This window comes from Pseudoalteromonas luteoviolacea, from assembly GCF_021654285.1.
Classification (GTDB): domain Bacteria; phylum Pseudomonadota; class Gammaproteobacteria; order Enterobacterales; family Alteromonadaceae; genus Pseudoalteromonas; species Pseudoalteromonas luteoviolacea_J.
This window is the reverse complement of record NZ_JAKFZS010000006.1, coordinates 58,965-79,966: the sequence shown is the minus strand read 5'-3', so window position 1 is coordinate 79,966 and position 21,002 is coordinate 58,965. Positions and strand designations below refer to the sequence as shown.

14 protein-coding genes are annotated in these 21,002 nt (G+C 40.1%); 13 read left to right on the top strand and 1 reads right to left on the bottom strand.

Annotated elements, in window-relative coordinates:
* The first annotated feature begins 115 nt into the window (after positions 1–115).
* The 10 genes from L1077_RS06900 (at position 116) to L1077_RS06855 (ending at position 14,619) form a co-directional block, all read left to right on the top strand.
* Complete coding sequence (locus L1077_RS06900) at positions 116–2,128, top strand: HAMP domain-containing methyl-accepting chemotaxis protein (protein ID WP_275424207.1); 2,013 nt, start codon at positions 116–118, stop codon at positions 2,126–2,128.
* A 2-nt stretch (positions 2,129–2,130) separates the two neighbouring features.
* Positions 2,131–3,390: an extracellular solute-binding protein gene (locus L1077_RS06895; protein WP_237136158.1), complete on the top strand. Its 1,260-nt coding sequence runs from the start codon at positions 2,131–2,133 to the stop codon at positions 3,388–3,390.
* Positions 3,391–4,521: 1,131 nt separating this feature from the next.
* Positions 4,522–4,698, top strand: a complete 177-nt coding sequence (gene darA / locus L1077_RS06890) for a darobactin family peptide antibiotic (RefSeq protein WP_237136156.1) — start codon at positions 4,522–4,524, stop codon at positions 4,696–4,698.
* Positions 4,699–4,760: 62 nt separating this feature from the next.
* Positions 4,761–5,825, top strand: coding sequence for a hypothetical protein (locus L1077_RS06885; protein WP_237136155.1), 1,065 nt, complete (start codon positions 4,761–4,763; stop codon positions 5,823–5,825).
* 13 nt (positions 5,826–5,838) lie between these two features.
* Positions 5,839–8,139 carry a darobactin export ABC transporter permease subunit gene (gene darB / locus L1077_RS06880; protein WP_237136154.1) on the top strand — a complete coding sequence of 767 codons (2,301 nt, stop codon included), beginning with the start codon at positions 5,839–5,841 and terminating at the stop codon, positions 8,137–8,139.
* Between the two features lie 11 nt (positions 8,140–8,150).
* A complete protein-coding gene (locus L1077_RS06875; RefSeq protein WP_237136153.1) occupies positions 8,151–9,389 on the top strand; it encodes an RND transporter in 1,239 nt (412 codons plus the stop codon).
* A gap of 1 nt (position 9,390) precedes the next feature.
* Positions 9,391–10,056: an ABC transporter ATP-binding protein gene (locus L1077_RS06870; protein WP_237136300.1), complete on the top strand. Its 666-nt coding sequence runs from the start codon at positions 9,391–9,393 to the stop codon at positions 10,054–10,056.
* A gap of 12 nt (positions 10,057–10,068) precedes the next feature.
* Positions 10,069–11,355, top strand: a complete 1,287-nt coding sequence (gene darE / locus L1077_RS06865; protein ID WP_237136152.1) for a darobactin maturation radical SAM/SPASM protein DarE — start codon at positions 10,069–10,071, stop codon at positions 11,353–11,355.
* A 4-nt stretch (positions 11,356–11,359) separates the two neighbouring features.
* Positions 11,360–13,099, top strand: coding sequence for an ABC transporter ATP-binding protein (locus L1077_RS06860; RefSeq protein ID WP_237136151.1), 1,740 nt, complete (start codon positions 11,360–11,362; stop codon positions 13,097–13,099).
* 2 nt (positions 13,100–13,101) lie between these two features.
* On the top strand, positions 13,102–14,619 hold the full coding sequence (locus L1077_RS06855) for an NAD(P)-binding domain-containing protein (RefSeq protein ID WP_237136150.1): 1,518 nt from the start codon (positions 13,102–13,104) through the stop codon (positions 14,617–14,619).
* A 56-nt stretch (positions 14,620–14,675) separates the two neighbouring features.
* Here the strand turns inward: L1077_RS06855 and L1077_RS06850 are convergent, their stop codons facing one another.
* Positions 14,676–16,460 (bottom strand): S41 family peptidase, encoded by a 1,785-nt coding sequence (locus L1077_RS06850; protein WP_237136149.1) that lies wholly within the window; start codon positions 16,458–16,460, stop codon positions 14,676–14,678.
* Between the two features lie 450 nt (positions 16,461–16,910).
* Between L1077_RS06850 and L1077_RS06845 the strand changes: the two genes are divergently transcribed.
* Genes L1077_RS06845 through L1077_RS06835 form a run of 3 tightly spaced genes read left to right on the top strand, consistent with a single transcriptional unit; the run spans position 16,911 to position 20,949 of the window.
* Positions 16,911–17,606 carry a fimbrial biogenesis chaperone gene (locus L1077_RS06845; protein ID WP_237136148.1) on the top strand — a complete coding sequence of 232 codons (696 nt, stop codon included), beginning with the start codon at positions 16,911–16,913 and terminating at the stop codon, positions 17,604–17,606.
* A gap of 8 nt (positions 17,607–17,614) precedes the next feature.
* A complete protein-coding gene (locus tag L1077_RS06840) occupies positions 17,615–20,083 on the top strand; it encodes a fimbria/pilus outer membrane usher protein (RefSeq protein ID WP_237136147.1) in 2,469 nt (822 codons plus the stop codon).
* Entirely contained in the window at positions 20,083–20,949 is an 867-nt protein-coding gene (locus L1077_RS06835; RefSeq protein WP_237136146.1) for a hypothetical protein, read from the top strand. Before L1077_RS06840 ends, L1077_RS06835 begins: the two co-directional genes overlap by 1 nt.
* The last annotated feature ends 53 nt before the right edge of the window (positions 20,950–21,002 follow it).

Sequence of the window (21,002 nt, the reverse complement as noted above, 5' to 3'; positions counted from 1 at the left end):
TTCCATTACATTTTTTTGTTTAAATATACTGAATAAATACTAGATTATTTTAAAAAGGACAATGCTACCATTGCGCAAATTTTAAACCTGTTTAATTTAGTAAGTTACCCATACCATGTTCAAAGCATCCGTAATATCAAGAATATCAGTCGGATACACGGTAGTTCTCCTGGCAATGGTTGCCATCAGCGTTTTCTCTCTCTTTAGAATGTCTGAGATTGATAGCAACTTGAAAAAAGTGACCCAAGTCGCTCAGCCTATTGATATAAAAGTAAACTCTGTAGAAAGTAAGCTTGATCAGCTTAATTTGTCTGTCTATCAGCACTACTATACAGATGATATTTCTGAACAGTTAAGATTGGAAGGTTCCATCAATGCTTATCAGAAAAAGATCCAACAACAACTCGATGCGATGGCAGAGCTGTTCACGAATTTACCTAATAACGCTGAAAAAATACAAGTTGTTGAGCAATTTGAAACCAGTAAAGCACAGGTATTTAACGCTCAACAAAAATCAATGAGCGTCGCGAGCACTGCGCTAAAAAACAAAGCCACACTCAAACAGTATCAAGCACAGATCAATCAGCTTGATGAGCAACTTGCGAATATTACTGAACGCTACAAAAAGTATAGACAAAACCAATTAGTGACCGCCTCTTTAAGTCAACTCAGATATGGTATTTCTATCGCGAAGCAGTTTTTGTTGATCAATAACTTACAAGAGCTTCAAGCCCTATCACAAGAGTACAAGTTGTGGCTATCTGATTATGTTAAAAGTGGCTACCAGCTTCAGTCTATTTCATCGAGCGCAGCACTCGAGCGAAATATTCTTACTCCACTTGGCGCTGTAGCGACAGATCTTGCTTGGATCATTGGTAAGCAAGATGGCATTAAATCTCTGCAAAGTAGTTATCTTTCTAGTAAAAATGTCCTGATCAGCAACCTAGCTCAAGTAGAGTCAGGCTTACAACAGCTGAAATCAGATATGGCTCGCATCAGCCAACTAAGCCAAGATTTTAGTGCTGCGGTAGAGTCGCAAACAACCGCATCAGTTGAATCAAGCTTCACTTGGATCTCTGTAGCAACACTCGCCACACTCATTTTCGGTATTATGACAGCGCTGTATATTACACGTAGTATCAGCCGCCCACTTAAGCAAACCGTTGCAGATATCGAGAAACTCGCAACAGGTAACCTAGGTGAGCAAATCAATGTAACGGGTAAAGATGAATTTGCACAATTACGTCAATCACTACAAAGCTTAAGAGTTGCCTTTGCTAACATCATTACCGATATAAAGACGCAATCAGAACAAATCAATCATTCGGTAGATACCCTATCAAGCAGTGCACAACACACAACTACGATTGCAAATCAGCAAAAAGATCAGACCACACAAGTGGCCAGTGCCGTTCTTGAGATGACCGCCACTTCGAGCGAAATTTCTGATACTGCTGTACAGGCAACACAACTTATGGCACAAGCTGATACCCTTGCCACTCAGTCGCAAGGCTTAGTGCAACAAAACCAAACCCTGAGTGAGCAGTTACGCTGTGATATGACATCTGCTGCTGATGTAGTGGCCTCTTTGGATAAAGAATGCCGTCAGATCGAAGAAGTGGTCAATGTTATTGATACCATCGCTGACCAAACCAACCTGTTAGCACTAAATGCCGCTATCGAAGCAGCACGAGCCGCAGAGCATGGTCGAGGCTTTGCAGTTGTTGCAGACGAAGTACGTACGCTGGCTATGCGAACGCAAGCTTCCACAGAGCAAATTCAAACTAAAATTGATCAGTTACTTAAATCGTCAGATCTTGCCGTGCAAGCACTTAGAAGTTCAGTGCAAAATACGGAATCCTGTACCCAGATGGCTATGGAAATTGACGTACAAATTAAAGAGTTTGCCCAAGGCGTGAGCGACGCGCACCAACTTAATGAAGTGATTGCGGAAGCCGCAAAACAGCAACATATCGCTGCTCAAGAAATAAGCACCAGCATTGAAAACATCGATGAGCTTTCGCTACAAACGCTCGACCAAATTCAGCATAACAATGCGGCTGCAAATGAGCTAGACAAGGCATCTGATGCTTTAGTGACAATGAACGAGCAGTTTAAGGTGCAATAGAAATGAACGTGACGAAACTTTTATACCTAGTAATCATCCTATTGCTTTGGCCTGCCTTTGCCAGTGCCAAGCAACAACTCGACCTTTACACTTGGCGCCAGCAAGAACAGTTGTTATGGGAAAAGATCAATAATCAAAACTTGCTTGGCGATGTACAAGTGAATGTGAAAGTCATTGACTTTGATACTTATCAATCCCATGTGCAGCTGGCAATGCAAAACCAGCGTGTTGATCTCTTTCAATGGATGCCGGGCCCTGCTGCACTGGCTCCACTAATTGAACATAACCTGATCTCTGCGCAAAGCAATGAGTTAGCTTCTATTAACGCCAATGCACTGCCAGCGGCGACAGGTGCCGATGGCAATATATATGGTGTCCCATTTGCTATGCAGCTAGAAGGGGTATTAGTCAATAAAAAATTACTAGAAAAGCATGGTTTAAATTCACAGCCACAATCTCTTGCTCAATTGGAAAGAGTGTTTACACAATTAAAGCGTCAAAATATTACACCACTACAAATGGCCAGTGACCAATGGTATCTATCGCAAGTGGTTGCTGAAGTCATGGCTGCGGGACTACTGAAAGCATCACGAGCACAAGCCCTTATTGCAGGCCAAGCCTGTTTTACAGATCCTGACTATGTAAATATTTTAAGCACCTTAAAAAGCTGGCATCAGCAAGGTTTTATTAATCAAGACGTCTTAACGCAAGACTATCATGGCATGGGCACCAGTAAAGCGCTTGGTAACTCAGCTTTAGCACTGGATGGCGGCTGGCGTGCAGGACCAAACTCTGTTTTTTATCAAATAGATAAAAGCTACAAAGTTGGCTTTTGGCCTATCCCCGGACAAAGTGGCAAGTTTTATGGATTCGCTGATGGTACATACCAAATTAATGCCACCAGCGAGCATGCAGTCCTTGCACAAAAGGTACTTGATTTTACAACAACCAGATCTTTCGCCAACTTATTTGCGAATACTCTGAATGAAATCCCGGCTTATGATGGACAAGTTCAAATCAGCAGTGCAAACCTTAGAGCGCAAGCTCAGCTATTAAATGAGCAAAGCTATGATGCGAGCTTATTTACTGCTTCTTCATTAAATCATAACTCCCCAAGCTATCAGCAACTTGTGGCTGAGGCCATCAAGCAAGTGTTTTCAGGTGCATCAGCGCAGCAAGCCGCACAACATATTCAGCAAGGTCTAAATAGTTGGCAATATATTGGCTCTCAGAACTGTGTTGATTTGACGCTACAGAACTAACAATGTAATTCAAACCTTTTTCATGCAGGCAGTCACCATAGTGACCCCTGCATGAGCCGCAAAATAAAGCGATGTACTTATCACCTGAATTAAGGCAACTGTAACACGATATAAATTCGCTAAGAGGTAGGTGTGCAAAGATAAAATGAAGATTCTACTCTCATAAACACATAACCTGAACACACCTCGATAGATTAGCTAAACGATATAAGTACAGCTAAAGTCAGCTATGACAAGCATAGTCAAAGGCGGCTAAAAGTTTTGGAAAATTAAAAAAAATCACGAAAAAACAGTCACAAGAGAAAACGAGCGATCACTTTGTCCTGAAGCACTCAACATTCTTATTTGATTTGGTAAAGCTTCTATTGTCAGCCACCAAACTAGCTTGTTGTACTCACCTCACTATTGTATGAGTCAGATAACATAAAGGCCCAATATACATACACTTAAATAAGTTCTTAACATAAGAGAAAGCTGAACCATAACCAGGTTAAAAACGGCTAAGCTCATCAAACTTGACGCTAGATTAAGCCAGCTAAGCCGAACTTCAAAAAAATTAAATAAATACTTTAAAATTTGACAAAAGGAATAAGTTATAAATCACCAGAAAAAATTGATTTAGATCAAGAAAAAACAAATATGATAAATTAGTTCAATCGTGATTATTTTTAATTTTTAAAGCCTAGCTTGTTTATCAAAAAAATATCTGTTGTCACTAACAAAATAAAATACATAGCTAAAAATAATCATATAAAGCATCCCCCTCAAAAAAAGTGTAATGATAATCAAACCCAATAAACAATATAAAAAATTAAAACCATATATTTCATAAATTTAAAAAGGGCAAACTATTCTTTCATTGAAAAATGAATGTAAATAAATACGTCTTTATATCCATAAAGTGCTTATGAGATTGAAGTTGAGACACAAAAAGAATATGCCCGCGCTCGATACCTCACAACATATTATTTCAAAAAACAAAATAGACATCATAAAACCCCATTTATTCATGCACAATAAACGCCCAAAACGTTAAATAAATACAGATTTGACACAAATAAGTAACATAATGTACAAGGAAATGGAGGATTTTCCTCAATGAAATAAATTAAATTTAAGAAGGAATTAAAAATGATTGTTGAAGCACCTAAAGAGAAAGTATCTATCTCTGAAAAACTTGATGCGCTAAAAAGCAGCTTTTCAGATCAAACACTAAACATTGCTAATGTTGACCAGGCACGTGTTGATAGCATTTCTGTTGCGCCTCCTATCACAGCTTGGAACTGGTCGAAGTCATTCGAAAAGTAACCTAAGACGTGATAACCATGCTGCTAAACACTTGTATTTAGCAGCTTTTTAAGGACAAAAGCATGAATACACTTACTCAAGAATTGCCCAAGTGTTTAGAGTTTAACAGCGATGGTTTTGCTGATATATTCAGCCAATGCAAGATTGATCTTTTGGTAGACATTTTTAAGAAAGAAATCTTATCACACAAAGAGCTCTCGGAATTATTTGATAAGCTTTCGAGTACTCTATCTTCTGAGGAGTTTTATCAATTTTTCAAGCTCCCAAAACTATGGAAAGCCATTTTTACTAGCCGTGGTAAAGATGATTATATTGATCACATAAAATCACTCTTTCTCAACGAACTAAAATTTGCTGAGTTAGATAATCAGGTTATATCCAATAGTGCTTTAATCGAGCAATCAGAACTAATCTGGAACTTACGCTCTGATATAGCATATAGCACACTCACCCAAACAATGTATAAGAGTAACTACCGACACAAAGAAACAGGTATTCTCATTGATTACTTTAGTGATCTTGCTCGCGGTGAGCAAAGAGATATCCCTTGGGGTGACACTGGGGTCTCGCAATTGCTTATCGAAAGCACAATGCCAAAAATTATCGCTGCAATAGATTATATCCAGTCCGTTTCTCCAGCGTGCTTTAATGTTTTAAAAGCCAGTATCTATTCTATCACTGTTCGATTTGACACCAATAAAAATAAATTCAATTGCGCATCTACCAATATATGCAACGGACTTGTGGTGTTAATAAACCCACATCTCAATGAAGTAAGTGTTGAAACACTAGCAGATGCCATTGTGCATGAGATGACCCATAACTTATTTGATATTGCAGAGCTTTACGAGCCTTGTTTGCCTACCAAGTTTCACCCTCAGACAATCAAATCGCCTTGGACAGGTAGAATGCTGGACCCCAACACCTATATTCAAGCTTGTTACACCTGGTATGGGTTAAGAAACTTTTGGCAAAAAGCCTTTGCCAGCTTTAAAACCGATAATGCAAACAAATACTTGCAACAAGCATCAATAGGCTTTAAGCAGGCAGAGTTTGTGCGGATAGCGAAGAACTCAGACGAAATCATAAACACAAAACTGATCGAAACATTAGAGCGCTTAAAATAGATAGGAATTGAAGATGTTGAAGTTTTTAAGCAGCCCAAAGGGACTTTCTTCTATAACGGGAGTTTTTTCTCTGTCATTAGGCACTATTTTACTCGGTGTAATCATTGCATTCGTATTTGCAGATAATAGAATTAACAATGGTGTTGCTGACAATATTTATAAAATTGAAACCCTGTTTAATTTACCTAATGGAGAGCAAGTTAATAGCTCTCAAGCCCCTGCTGCACTAATACCTGCGCTATCTTCACTCAATGATATCAAGCGCCTCGGAATAGCACATAGAGAAATAATCAACGTATTACACAATACCACTGAAATAAAAGAAGCACAGGTATATGCACTTAATGGCGCGGCTTTTAATATGCTGTCACTCAGTTCAAATGGTATCTCTGCAGTCGAAAATAATCAGGTATATTTGTCACACACATTTGCCCGACAACTCACTAATAACCCTGCCAGTCTAATCGGACAAACTCTAAAGCTAGGTCAATTGGGCAGGTTCAAAATTGCACAAGTATTAGAGTTAGATAAGAGCTTATCAATTAAACCTGACCTCATGATTGCTTTTGCCTCCACCTTTGAGCCTGTTATTCAATCACAATACGGTAATTGGTATGACACACATGTACATTTATTCGTTGAATTAGAAAATCATACATCTCTGAATCTAGAGCAGATCGTGTTAGAAAATGCCCCCCAAATACCTGGCGCCCCTTTCACACCTTCTTCATTTATTCACTTATCTAAGCGCCCTATCTCTCAATTACATTATGATTTGTCGCTACCTGATGAACTAGGAACTACATTTGCTAAGTCAAGTTTATATCTCATTTACGGCGTGTGTGGGTTTTCATTTTTACTCGGCTGCATCGGGTTTTTAAGCGCCGTGTCTTCTATCCAGATCTCACACTTAGAGCGCATAAAAACCTTATTAAGTATTGGCGGCAGTTATGGTCAAATTGCACTGAGCGCGTTACTTGACAACAAACTATCTCTACTTGTTGCCAGTGTATTATCTTTATCTGTATTTTATTTCGGCATGCAATTTCTAAGCGCTGAGTTTCCACTTTTAACCATACTGGGCACCACACATATGTGGTTAATTTCAGCATGTATGTTGTTATTGCTCGTCTTAACGTACATTGCAATTATCAGCCTTGTGATACGTAAAATTGTGATTACACAAGATAATCAAGCAATTTCAAGATCCGCAGGGCTCAGCACGATGTGGATGACGCAATTGACCATCGTCATGCAAACACTCATAACGACTATGGTTATGTTTGTCGCTGTGAGCGTGACATACGAATTGTTATCCGCTAAACAAGCAGACTATGGTTATGATATTAGCCGCACACATTATGCAAAATTAGACGGACACAATGACCGTTTGCCTACTCGCATTCGGGATAATATAAATACCAACCACGGCAGGGTGTCAGAAGTAAGTAGTTGGCGCCCTTTCGATAAATCAGCGAATTACATTTCAGTGTCAACAGCTCAGCAAAAGTTAGATGAGCAACTTACTCCTGTTCACTACTTTTTTGCAGGCCCTAGTATTGCGCAAGTGCTGGCGCTTGAAGTTTTAAGCAGTAACCAAACGACCTTAGCGCTGAACAAGATCAATCATGACGATGGAAAAACTCGTGTCATTGTCACCCAAGCATTCTCCAAACTGTTCGACAATATTCAGGTAGAGCAGCTCATCAACCATCAATTTTATGCCGATTTCGGAGCAGGTTTGACTGACGTCGAAATTGTACAAGTAGTGAGTAACTTCTATCTAGGTAAAGTGAAAGCTGACTTTGATCCCATTATGATAGTGCTTGATGACACCAAGACAAACACCTTACTGGTAAACCACAAACGTCCAACAAACTTAATGCCTCAATTATCTCTAACACCTAGTGAACAAGCCCTAGACGCAGAGTTTTCAGACTTGAGTAAAATCGTGTTCTACCTGCTTCTTGTCGTTATTTTAAACATTGTCTTGATTGCGATGAACACCATTGCTAATTCACTGGTGGATGTTGAAAGGCATAGCGACTCGCTGCATATAATGAAGCAACTTGGCGCAGACTTAACCGCCACCTTTAGCTTTATATTTAAAAAGAATGTCTATTTATACATTACTTCATCATTCGTTGGCATACTGCTCGGTTATATCACTCTCTACCAGCAATTGATCCCATTAGATCACATGCAATTTAGCTTCTACCACTATTCACTGTCGCTCTTTGTCGTTGCGACACTTATCGCTTTTATCATTTCATTGAATTTTGGCGTAATAAGTAAAAAGTACCTGTCAGAATAAGGAGTCACGAGATGGATACAGTTATAGCTCAGCCAAAACACAGCAAAGCTAAAATCATGTTTGCCATAATCATCGTTATACTGCCAATTGCACTGGGGCTTTTATACAGCAATCAGTCAATCTCCAGCATACCGATTAAAGACGTTAATCGCGTTAAAATTGCCAGCGTAAATCCAAACATCACTTCAGTGGGTACCATCAAACCTAGGAAGTCAATTAAGCTATCTTCAGATATTGGCGGTCGCGTTAAGTATTATCTTAATAAAAAAAATTCATTCGTAAAAAAAGGCGAGGTGCTCCTTGAGTTAGAAAACTACGATTACATCCTCAAGCTCACAGAAAAGATTGCACAAATATCAGAGCAAATAAGCAATCTTAAAAATATGCGCTTAAACCTGCGTCGAGAATTAAAGACCTCAAAGCTGTCATTAGAGGATGCCATTTTTCAAGTCAGTGTATTGGAAAGGGAGCTTACTCAAAAACAACAGCTACTACGAAATAATCTAACACAAGAGTCGGAAGTACAGGACGTACAGAGTAACCTCACCCGTTGGCACGCAAAAAAACAAGTATTGGCAAGTTATTACCAATCACAGAAAGATCATATTAAATATCAACTTAGCGAAATCAATGATACGGTAGATATACTCAACACCCTCCTGATCAAGCTACAAGAAAGTGAACAACAACTGGTGATAAGAGCGCCTATTTCAGGCAATTTATCCGGCTTTGATATTGAGTTTGGTCAGCAAATATTACCTAAGCAAGAGTTTGGCTCTTTAGATCTCATTGATGACTTTTTAATTGAGGTTGAACTCAGTGAGTACTATTTAAGCCGTGTTCACGACGCCATGCAAGCCGTGGGAAGTATCAAGAATCGCAATGTTGCATTGAACATCATCAAAATTTTCCCTCTGGTAAAGCAGGGTAAATTTCGTATGCACCTTGAAGTGCCCTTCCAGCAGAGTATGAATACGCAAGTCAAAGTTGGCCAATCCATTGAAGTATCCCTTACAGACACTGCGGACGCGGAACTTCCGAGCGTCCCTTTGAATGCCACATTTAAAGAAAATAACGACACGTTTATTTATTTGTTGAAAAGCAACCAGTCCAAAGCAGTTAAAACACTGTTGAAAATCAAGGACCAGATTGGCGATAAAGTGCTCGTAGATAACCCCAACATACTTGGCAAAGAGCTCATTATTTTGGATTGGAATAAGAATTATAAAGAGGAGCTGTACATTGAGTAACATGATCAAATTAGAAAATGTATACAAGCATTTTTACACCAAAAAGTTAAAAACGACTGCACTCAACAACGTGTCATTACAGGTCGAAAAAGGCGAATTTTTGGCTATTACAGGCAAATCGGGATCTGGTAAATCAACGCTACTCAATGCGATAGGCCTTTTTTCAGATATTGATGAAGGTCTCATAGAACTAAACGGCACAAGCGTTGCGGGCATATCCCAAAAAAAGAAGCTCAAATACCGTCGTGAGCACTTAGGGTATGTATTCCAGTCATTCAATTTGATCCCAGATTTAAGTGTGATCGAAAACGTGATGCTGCCTCTTAAATTCAGAGGGGTGGAGCTAAAAGAGCGCATGGTTTTAGCGGAACAAGAACTAGACAAGCTATCTCTAGCATCGCGGCGCGACCACTATCCAAGCCAGCTCTCAGGTGGACAGCAGCAACGTGTTGCCATTGCCAGAACCATGGCATGTCAGCCCAGCATCATTTTAGCCGATGAGCCAACAGGTAACTTGGATGAGAAAACAGGGCAAACAGTACTCGATATTCTACACCATGCAAATACCGCCTGCGATGCCACAATCGTCATGGTAACGCACAGCGACAAAGCGGCGAGCATGGCCAATCGGCAAGTAAAAATGGTTCAAGGTGAACTGGTCATTTAGGGAGAATACATCATGCTCGGAGATATTTCCGTCAAAGTAATAGAAGAACCCGTTAATCCCGTCAATCAGCTAGAATTAACGGATTACCAATACTCTCGTTTAGCGTCACAATTGATAGGCGAAATCCCAGCCAGTGAAATGCTTGATGAAGAAGAACTTGCGTTATTTAAACGAGAGAAGAACGCCTATTTTGAAGCCAAACCACTCAACGCAAGCAAAGTAGTTGTGGTACTAAAAGCCACACGACTGTGCAATCTCAGGTGTACTTATTGCCACTCATGGGCTGAGGGACCAAACCAAACGGTCAAATTTGAAAACCTCATTTCCATTGTAAAGCGCATCTTGGCTATTCCCAATGTCTCAAGGGTCGAGTTCGTATGGCATGGTGGCGAAGTCACACTATTACGTCCTGCATTTTTCAAAAAACTGATCTGGCTGCAAGAGCAGTTTAAACGCAAAGATCATTTTATTACCAATACGATGCAATCAAATGCGGTGAATATCTCAAAAGAATGGCTCACCTTTTTACAGGGTATTGGCATGGCCGTTGGAATTAGCTTTGATGGGGTACCTGAGATCAACGATACCCGTCGGCTAGATGTCCGTGGACGCCCGACTAGTCTGAAAGTTGCCGAAGGGATCAAGCGTTTGCAAGAATATGGGATCCCCTATGGCGCACTGATCGTCGTTGATAGAGATGTGTACAATATAAGTCCGCAGCGGTTGCTCAGTTACCTCGCATCGATTGAGCTCAATGACATTGAGTTTTTAAACATTGTTCCTGATAACCGCGCACAGCCCGGCGATGATATTGGCGATGCCTATATTAGTTACAAAGAGTATATCGAGTTTTTAAGTCGAGTTTATACCGTTTGGCATGCCCAATATCGCGGCATTATTCAGATCCGCATGTTCGAAAACTTTATGGACGTATTAGCAGACAGAAGCAAACAACTCTCTGCCTGTTATTGGGCTGGCAACTGTTCACAAGAGATCATTACCATCGAGCCAAACGGGGACGTGTCGCCCTGTGATAAATATGTTGGCGACATAGGTAGTATTTATGGTTCATTGCTGGATTCAGATTTAGCCACGCTGCTAGCCAACTCCAAGCATAACCAAACCTCAGTACAAGAAGAGGTTGAGTCACACTCTCGCATGCATGAATGTAAGTGGTTTTCAATTTGTAATGGCGGTTGCCCTCATGATCGTGTAATCAATGCCCGACATGTAGAAGACTACGACGATAAATGTTGTGGCACAGGCAAATTATTAAAAGTCATTGAAGAGTCGATTTAAACATATGCAATTCAATGTAGAAGGGGCCGTTTATCAAAAACTGAAGTCGTTATGTGCCAAACGCTACTGGGCAATAACGTGTATTGTTATGCTAAACGTCCTTGTCGTTTGCAGCTCATTTGGGATTGCTTATACCGTTGAGCTGCTGTTTAAACAAGAGGTCACTACAACCAAACTGAACCAATTTGTTGCCATCATTTTACTTCTGTTACTTACCTTTGTAGCAAGCAATGCCCTGAGACAAAAACTCGTATTTGATGTCAAAGAAATGATGAGCACCAAGTTGATGAGCTTTGCCATTGGCCGGTTAATGTATAAGCAACAGCAACTCTTTGACCAAACAGCGCCGTCTAAACTGTATTCTAATGTCGATTACGACATCAAAGCCATTAATGTCTATGTCCACTTTGTTTTGAGTATTTTAATACAAGCATCTGCCACCTTGCTGTGTGGATTTATCTATTTGCTTGCTACCAATATCTATATGACCTTCGTTTCTATCGTTGCCGTGCCTGTGGTGATCTTAATGATCTTTCGTATCAGCCAAAAAGTCTCACAAGCCAATAATCATAAACGAGAGATGGTCTCTATGCTCAACGCCGCCATCATTGAATCTCTCAGTGGTATCCAATCTATCAAAGTGCACAAAATGGAAGGGTTACTCTCCAAACAAATAGAGTCAAAAGCAAGTGACGTCTACCGCGCGACAAAAAGGCTGCACTCATTAGAGTCTATTGTCTCAGGCTTGATTATATTTGGCGGATTTTCAAGTGTTATCTTGGTGCTTTGGATAGGCGGGCATAACGTCATTTCAGGGGCAATGGCATCAGGTGAGTTGGTCGCTTTTGTTATGGTATTGCTTTTAATGTCATATTCATTTGCCTCGATCAGCGATATTAATACCGTGACTGCCAAAGCAAAAAGTGCAATCAACAACTTAGAAACGTTATTGCAATGTGACTACGAATTGCACGCCATCAGCACAAAACCAGCCAAAGATATCAAGCATATATCACTTTGTGATTTGTCGTTTAGCTATCAGAATAATAAAGACAAAGCCCTCGATGGGATCAACTACACTTTTCAGCGCAATCATATTTACTCCATTGTCGGTCGCTCTGGCTCTGGAAAAAGTACACTGATCAAACTCATTTCTGGGCTGTATTATAACTACCAAGGCAAAATCTTATTGTCTGATGCTGAAGCAAAATCACAACAAGGCAATCCACACAAACACATAGCACTGATTGAGCAAGACCCATTTTTTTTCAATGGCACAATTTGGCAAAATATTACGCTTGTCGATAACGATAAAAAGATTGATGAGCTGAGGCTTAACCGCGCACTTGCACTCTCACAGTTTGACCGTGTTATAAAAAACAATCAGATCACAATCGACAGTAATATCAGTACTAATGCCAACAATTTGTCCGGTGGCGAAAAACAACGCCTTGCCATTGCAAGAGCACTATACAGTGACTGCGGCATACTCATACTTGACGAAGCCACTAACTCTTTGGACAGGGCCACAGAATCGATACTGCATCAGCACCTAAGAGAAATCGCGAGGAATAAAATCGTCCTTGTCATCACACACAACTTAAACAGTATCAATCTGTCTGATCAGGTGCTAGTCATCGAAAAAGGTAAAATTGCGGCTGCTCAGCCACCCAATCAAATCATTACCAACGAACACTTTATAAAAATCAGTGAACAGACTAAGTCATTACAAAAGGAGTGTTAATAATGGAGTCAAACCACCAAGTTGTTATCATTGGCGCAGGCCCTGCCGGGATGCAGCTCAGTTACTTTTTAAACAAAGCAGGCGTGTCTCATGTTGTGCTTGAACGCGCCGATATTCCAGGTAGCTTCTTCGCTACATACCCTGTACATCGCAAACTTATTTCAATAAATAAAGTGCATACCGGATTCGACGATAAAACCAAAAACCTGCGTTGGGATTGGAATTCATTGCTCAATGATGATGATGACTTTTCATTTAAGGACTTTGACCAAAGTTACTACCCGAGTAGTGATAAGCTGGTCGAGTATATGGCTCAATTTGCCACACGCTATGAATTACCCATCCAATTTAATACCCATGTCGATTCAATAACAAAAACCAACTCGCAATTTGTAATTAACTGCCGTAACAACAAAACTTACAACGCTGATATCTTAGTCGATGCAACCGGTATTGGTGAGTTAAATGTGCCTAACATTGATGGTATCGAGCATGTGATCCCCTACACAGAAATGAGCAATGACGTCTCTCAATTTAAAAATAAACGCATCTTGATCCTTGGTAAAGGAAACTCTGCTTTTGAAACGGCTGACAGCCTGATGGAAGTATCAGCGAATACGCATGTAATAAGCCCTAAAGACTTTAATTTTGCATGGGTTAGCCACTACCCAGGGCACTTGCGCTCAGTCAATCAAGGTTTTTTAGATACCTTTTTCCTCAAGCAACAAAATGCCATCCTAAACGGCACCATTGCGTCAATTAAACCGACCGAGCAAGGCCAATACTTAGTGGATATGATTTTCTCAGAGGATGGAGAGCGGGAGCTCAACACTTACGATCATATCGTCAATTGCAGTGGCTTTAAATGCAATTTTGATCACTATAGTGCTGATTTAAAGCCTGACTTATGCTTGATGGACAAATTCCCCAAGCTCAACCATCAATGGCAAAGTACCAATATTGATAATCTGTTTTTCTGTGGCGCGAATATGCAGTGCAATGATTACAAAGACTCCTCTACCCCCTTTGTACATGGCATTCGACACAATGCACAAACGCTGGCCGAGATACTGGTGAACAAGCTCCAAAATCGCACATGGCAAGCTAAGCAAACAATCACAGCAGAAACAGATTTATATGATGCCATCAGCGAGCAAATTCGACGTGCAACCACCATCTGGTTTTTATTTGGTAACGTATATGATGTTTACGCACTTGATGCGCAGAATAACTTTCAGTTTTACGAAAGTATCCCTAAATTAGTCTTTGAACAAGATGAGTTATTTAAAAACTTCAGTGGCTATACGCTTGAATTCAGTTACAAACTGCCAAAAGATGAGAGCGAAAAACCCAAGTTTTCAACACATGGCTTTTTGCATCCCATCATCATGAAATATCAAGGTGGTGAATGCATTGACGAAATACACATGCTGGAAGACATTTATAGCGAATGGGAAGATTTAGATAAACTTGATAATGGTATTAAAGAGTTTATTTTAACAAGCCAATTTGAGGCCTAACCTTACTCTACATATCTATATGGCGCCATTTGGCGCCATATCTACTCTACTTATATCTAATTTCCCATCATATCATCAAGCACTTGTCGGGCTTTTTCTAATTGAATATCATTGTTTGTAGCAAATGATAGTTGCGTAACTGGTACCAAGTGATCAGGCTGAATACCTACGCCAATCAGCTTACTGCCATCCACTTGATCGGAGCGTTTACTGGTATACACGTATGTAATCGCACTGTCGTTATCACCTTTAAACACTTCACCAACCATGATGTCTCCATTAATACCACTTGTTACTTCTCCGATAATTGGGAACCCCATACTTTGGACAAACATCAGCATATGCTCACCGGCGCTTTGATTTTTCCGCTCACTCATGACAACTGTAGGCACGTTGAACAGCTTTTCGGTATCAGGCAATCTTGGTGGCTCTGATAATACAACGGAGTCCGCTTGTTCTGGTAATCTCTGAGCTGCAACAATAAAAGGCCCTACCGTTGTGAGTTTATCTGTAAAATAACTTAAAAACCTTAACGTCAACGAGAAGTTACTAGGATAATTGCGCATGTCTAGCACTATCCCTTTGGCGCTTTTTAACGCCTCTACCGCTTGCTCTAACTCTGCTTCATCAGCCATTTTAAACAGTCTAAATAAAACGACGCCATCACCGAGATCTGCTAGCAAAGGCTGTTCTGGTAGATGATCATGTAGTGGCCCCATCACATCTTTATGTACGGTGCCCGTTGTGGTTGTAAATATTTCACCAGATAACTTTTTAAAGGTCAGCTTAACAAGCTCCGGGGTTTTATAACTGCGATGAAACCTAGAAACAGCAATTCTTTTTTCAACATGCGGGCTTCTAAATGTTTTGCCTAACTCAGCATTGATAAGATCTTCTATTGATACGTCATCAATCGCAATTAATTCATCTCCAATATCTGCTTGTAAAGTCAAATAATGCGTTTTTTTACTTAAGATGGCTTTGCCATCAATGTACTCTAAATCAAGCGGAAGTCGATAGTCACCAAATTTAGAAAACTGCTCTGGCAGCATAATAAAAAGGTGATTGTCTTGAAGTTTAGTAAACTCTCTTTGCACTTCACGTTCTATATTTGCCGCTGCCCCTGTACAGGCTGTGAGTAAATTTTCATGGCTATTTTTCCAATTGACCGGAACCTGTTCAAAATAAGGCCAAAAATGATTGATTTCTCCCCATATCATACTCAATGCAGCCATACATTTTGGGGGGGAAGCCAAAGAAGTACCCAAATTGGAAGATGTGTAAGCCTGCCCGCTTAGACCTTGCTGATATTCTAAATAAAGTGGCCAATAGATGGATTGCCCAGCATATACATCAGCGTATACATCACGTTTAGATGTCACGTCCCAACTTGAAATACTGCCATACTCAAAGGTCTGCATGACTCGAAAATTACCATTCATTGTTCTAGCGCCAATATTTATCCACGTATTTACAACGTCGGTATCATTGAATGTTGGCAGCTGGTTTGAATTGCTATAAATATGCGGTGCAACCTTCTTTAACAGCGACAGTCCCGTCTCTAACCTTTGTGTAGTAGGCGCTTCCACCATCTTACTAATGCTATGTTCTAAAAAGTCTTCCCATTGTGTATTTGATACAGCATGACTGGGATAGTAATAACGCACCCTGTGTACTAATTCACTAAACTCAAGAATATCAGGCAATGCTGCTTGGTACTGATCTTTATCGAAAACGAAATCTGATGATGCTTGCGCAAATTTATTACTTGCATAAGACGTACTACTGATAGTAATTAATGCGAGCGCACACGCCCCGAAGCTCATATATTTTGTTGTCATGCCAATTCCTTGTTATTATTTTGCACAACCTATAGTCAATAAAAATCAACTTTAATGTCAACTTACTAACAAATAAGATGAAATATTTAATAAGTCATCTATATCAACTTATCCAAATAAAGGCTTGTTTAGTATCGTGCTCAATCAAAAGTTAAACCTCGATATCCAAAATTCGTTCTAGCGAGCACATAATAAAACTCTAAAAAAGTATATTATTTTAGGAAATTGCACAGTAGTTTAGAGCCTGAACCTGAACGATGAAAAATTAAAGACGACTGCCATGCATGCTTCTAATCAAATAGTCGATCTGATAAAAATCTGTTTCATACTCAAAATCGATTAAACTACTAATACTTATTTCTCATAAGTACACAAATTATGCTTGTGTTAGAAACTAGGAAAGGTATCGTATAGCAAATTTTATATTCAAGCTTGTTTGTTGGAAGTCAAATGCGTTTATTTATGTTTTTACTTTTCTCGTTATCACTCCCTACCTTGGCCTATCAAGTTCAACCTATGATTGTTGACCTTGCAGCACATGGTAAAAAGTCATTGGTTACTTACCGACTGCAAAATCCCAGTGAGAACACATTACCAATCGAAATAGAAGTATATAAACGTACATTTGATGAAAACCAGCAGGAAGTACTTGTACCAGCAGAAGATGATTTCATCGTACTTCCTCCACAGGTCGAAGTTGCAGCAAACAGCTATCAAGTATTTCGCGCCAAATACTTAGGCTCACCAGAGCTAAAAGAAACACACTCATACCGCATCGTTTTTAAGCAGCTTCCTTTACCTGAAGAAGATGACAAATCTGGGGTAAAAATGGTCTTTAATTTCGCCACTCTGGTATTTGTCAGTCCAGAAGGAATAAATGCGCAAGCACAAAGCTCTGTCCAGTGTGAAAAAATTGAAGATTGTACTCTCACAATTGCCAATTCTGGGAAGCGCGTTTTAGATTTGTCGACCTTTGATTATCAATTCCATAATGGCGAAACTAATATCGAATGGGCACAGCTTCAATCTATTACCTCTGGTCGCTTTATTATGCCGGGACATAAAATGGAAGTTGACTTGCAGTCTATTCTAAATGAGAAGCCAAGTAAAAGCGCAAAGCTGATCAACCTATTTAATCAAAAGTAATTTAGCCCATGTTTAAAATAGGCGCTTATATCTGGCCTACTCGTTTGCGAAGTGTGTTAATCACACTTCTGTTATTCTGGGCTACTCGTGTTTTTTCAGCCTCATTCGAGATGGACTTTCCAGTACGGCTATATCTTGCCGAGGTGGGGCAAATTTCTGCCACCACAGACGGCTTTGAACTAAAATCCGTCTCTGCTGCTGAGTTTAAACAGCAACTAAGCCCTCAACTAAGCCAAGATGTTATTATGTGGCTTACCACTCAAGGTGAAAAAGCCATCACACCAGAAGAGTTTTCGGCGCAAGGTATTGAGTTAAAATTACAACCTCAAGATCTCATCATTGATATGACACTGTCAGAAGCAGCCATGGCAACTGATAGCTTGTCATATGGTCGACAAACCCATTTTGAGCAGCCCAAAGGAGAAGCTTATTGGGCCATGTTGAACAACCTTAATTTAAATCATGAACGTTTTAATAACCATGATGACCATAGATCTCAGTTTGAGTGGCTGATGAATGCAAATATTGGCGGCGGGGATGGCGTCAACATGCGCAGTTCATTATTTTGGGAAGATGGCAGTCGCAGAGACAGCAAAGTCTACCGAGGAGAAACTGCACTTTATTACGATCAACCTAACAAGCCGCTACGCTTAACCTTGGGTGATACCAGTATTACGAGCACAGGACATTTATCTGGCGCACAGCTGGCTGGGTTCAGCTTAAGCAAAGCCTACTCTAAGTTACAGCCACAACGCAGTATAACGCCTGGCAATAGCCAACAATTTGTTTTACCACGCATGGCCATATTGGAAGTCTACATTAATGACTTTTTAATCTCTCGACTACGCCTAAATGCCGGTCGTTATGATCTCAGTGATCTTCCTCTTACTTCAGGCGAAAACAACATTCGCGTTATCGCCACTTACCCTAATGGTGAAACAGAAGAGTTCAATTTTACGACACACTATAATGCAAGATTACTTGCCAAAGGTTTAAGTGACTACTCTTTTGCTATCGGTTATTTGTCAACATTTGAAGAAAGACGTTTTGAATACGATGATGATTTACTAATATCTGGTACCTACGAATACGGTTTAAGTGACAATTTTACCTTTGGATTTAACGGTTCAGTACACCCCATTGGTCATGTAATTGGCTCTTTGGCAACCATAAATAGTCCTCTCGGTAATATTTCATTACGTTACTCCCAAAGCGATAAAGATGGCACTACAGGCAACATTTATTCAGTAGAAACGGAGCATAGTGTATGGGGACATGGTAACTTTGGCTCTCCTAATTTACGCCTTGGCTACGAGATCAGCCACAATTTTACTAATACCCCATGGCTTGAGTTTAATACTTTCAACAATCGTAATCGTGCATTTGTTGATTACAGTTATTTTATCAATCAACATATGGATATTAACCTCAATGCTGCTCGATCAGACAATGATGACAATAAAACAACAGACATTATCACTGCTGAATTCAATGTACGCTATGAAGACATCCGTTTTAGGCTAGGTTACAACTTTAGCGACAGTGAGGATGAGCGGTTTGTCTCGGATAACAAACTTTTCCTCACCTTTACCTGGAACTATGATAGCCGCCGTTCAAATCATAGAGCCCGAGCGCAATATAATAGCCGCACAAAAGTCACCAGCGCCAGTTATGGCAAAACAAATTACAATTTTGTCAATGACTACGGATATCAAGTCTTGGCTGAGCAAGGCGAAGACTTTAGGCAAGAACAATTAGAGGCCAGCTATACCGGTTCATTTATGAGAGCGGATGTCAGTACCAGCAACTATTCTCGCTATGGTATCGGTTCCGACAGTACCAGCAGTGTAAATCTATCAACCAGCCTAGGTATTGCCGACGGACACGTCGGTATGAGTGCAACCACAACAGCACCCTTTGCCGTTATTACCAAACATAAAACGTTGCAAGACGCAGATGTACTGGTCAATATCGACAGAGCGGGACGAGCTCAATCAAAGCCAAGTAATCAAATTGGTTCACTTATAGACTTAGGCAGTGGTTACAGTAAAGCGCAACTCAATATTGATGTACCCAATGCGCCACTTGGCTATGACTGGGGGCCAGGTATGTATGTTAAGGTCGGAGGCGCAGTCACAGGACATCATATTCAAATTGGTTCTGACTTATCTTATACCGTGATAGGCACATTGGTTGATCACTCAGGCACACCAATTGCAATGAAACGAGGACGTATCATCAAACAGTACGCTGGCGACTCGGATAATAAAAATACGACCGATACACAGGCGCAAAGCTGGGCATTCTTTACCAATAGAACAGGACGCTTTGTTGTCGAAGGTATTAGCACCGGCCACTATCGTATTGAACTGGATGAACTGAGCGGGCAATTCAGTATTGCTGATACAGCACACAGGTTTGTTAGGCTAGGTACTATCTCCACACACATTGCGCAGCCTAAAGGAGGCACACAATAATGAAAATCAAAATCTTGACCTTAATGATTTTGAGTTTTTTGATACTCAGTGCCAAGGCTCGCGCAGACTGGTATAGCTGTTACGGCAACTTATGGGTCACTTCTAATTCAACCGACATCATCACTGAGCATACAAATAGAGTTACCGTTTTTTTACCACTAAAAGTTCAAGTTTCTGAGCAGCTGCTAAACTGTGCAGACGAAATTTGGGTAGAAGATGTTTATTACTACTCCATGGTATTTGAAGGGCCAACCCAAGACAAGTATGCCAAATTGTTTGATGCCCAATTTAAGAAAATTAAAGTCAGAAATGGCATTTGGAAATCTCCATTGAATGAACGCACCACACAAATGTGGGTTCGACTGCGTCATTACAGCTTATTCCCTGCAGGTGCTTACAACGGAGCGATTAGAGTCTCTATTGTCAAAAACAATCAAATTGTTGAAGAACAATATTTTGACATGACTTACTATTCAGAACCGCAAGTTTCGATTTCTCTAGACAACAACAGCCAAGGCAAAGTCGCCGGCAGTCACGGTCAATATCAAATTAACCTCGGAGAGCTAAAAAGTAATATGCGCTTTTATTGGGGTATAAAGATACTCAGTAATAGCTCATACGATATCGTTTTGGACTCAGAATTCAATGGTTTGCGTCATGAAACCAACACCAATGCGCTTATTAATTACTCAGTCAGCTTTGATAACGTCAAAATGTCGTCAGCTGATCAGATTTATCGTAGTTACAACTTCAATCCAGGCGTCAAAAATAAGTGGTATGGCTTTGAGTTCATTTTGGGCAATGTCGAATTAATGCCAGCCGGTTACTATAGAGATAATTTATCATTAACCGTTTACCCAAGATAACATTATGATTTAAAAAGAATTAACAAACTTTTATGACGAAACACACAATTTTT

What these genes read in the sequence shown, in the direction of transcription:
- L1077_RS06900 (WP_275424207.1), top strand. Translation starts at nt 116, where the DNA reads ATGTTCAAAGCATCCGTAATATCAAGAATATCAGTCGGATACACGGTA.
- L1077_RS06895 (WP_237136158.1), top strand. Translation starts at nt 2,131, where the DNA reads ATGAACGTGACGAAACTTTTATACCTAGTAATCATCCTATTGCTTTGG.
- darA (WP_237136156.1), top strand. Translation starts at nt 4,522, where the DNA reads ATGATTGTTGAAGCACCTAAAGAGAAAGTATCTATCTCTGAAAAACTT.
- L1077_RS06885 (WP_237136155.1), top strand. Translation starts at nt 4,761, where the DNA reads ATGAATACACTTACTCAAGAATTGCCCAAGTGTTTAGAGTTTAACAGC.
- darB (WP_237136154.1), top strand. Translation starts at nt 5,839, where the DNA reads ATGTTGAAGTTTTTAAGCAGCCCAAAGGGACTTTCTTCTATAACGGGA.
- L1077_RS06875 (WP_237136153.1), top strand. Translation starts at nt 8,151, where the DNA reads ATGGATACAGTTATAGCTCAGCCAAAACACAGCAAAGCTAAAATCATG.
- L1077_RS06870 (WP_237136300.1), top strand. Translation starts at nt 9,391, where the DNA reads ATGATCAAATTAGAAAATGTATACAAGCATTTTTACACCAAAAAGTTA.
- darE (WP_237136152.1), top strand. Translation starts at nt 10,069, where the DNA reads ATGCTCGGAGATATTTCCGTCAAAGTAATAGAAGAACCCGTTAATCCC.
- L1077_RS06860 (WP_237136151.1), top strand. Translation starts at nt 11,360, where the DNA reads ATGCAATTCAATGTAGAAGGGGCCGTTTATCAAAAACTGAAGTCGTTA.
- L1077_RS06855 (WP_237136150.1), top strand. Translation starts at nt 13,102, where the DNA reads ATGGAGTCAAACCACCAAGTTGTTATCATTGGCGCAGGCCCTGCCGGG.
- L1077_RS06850 (WP_237136149.1), bottom strand. Translation starts at nt 16,460, where the DNA reads ATGACAACAAAATATATGAGCTTCGGGGCGTGTGCGCTCGCATTAATT.
- L1077_RS06845 (WP_237136148.1), top strand. Translation starts at nt 16,911, where the DNA reads ATGCGTTTATTTATGTTTTTACTTTTCTCGTTATCACTCCCTACCTTG.
- L1077_RS06840 (WP_237136147.1), top strand. Translation starts at nt 17,615, where the DNA reads ATGTTTAAAATAGGCGCTTATATCTGGCCTACTCGTTTGCGAAGTGTG.
- L1077_RS06835 (WP_237136146.1), top strand. Translation starts at nt 20,083, where the DNA reads ATGAAAATCAAAATCTTGACCTTAATGATTTTGAGTTTTTTGATACTC.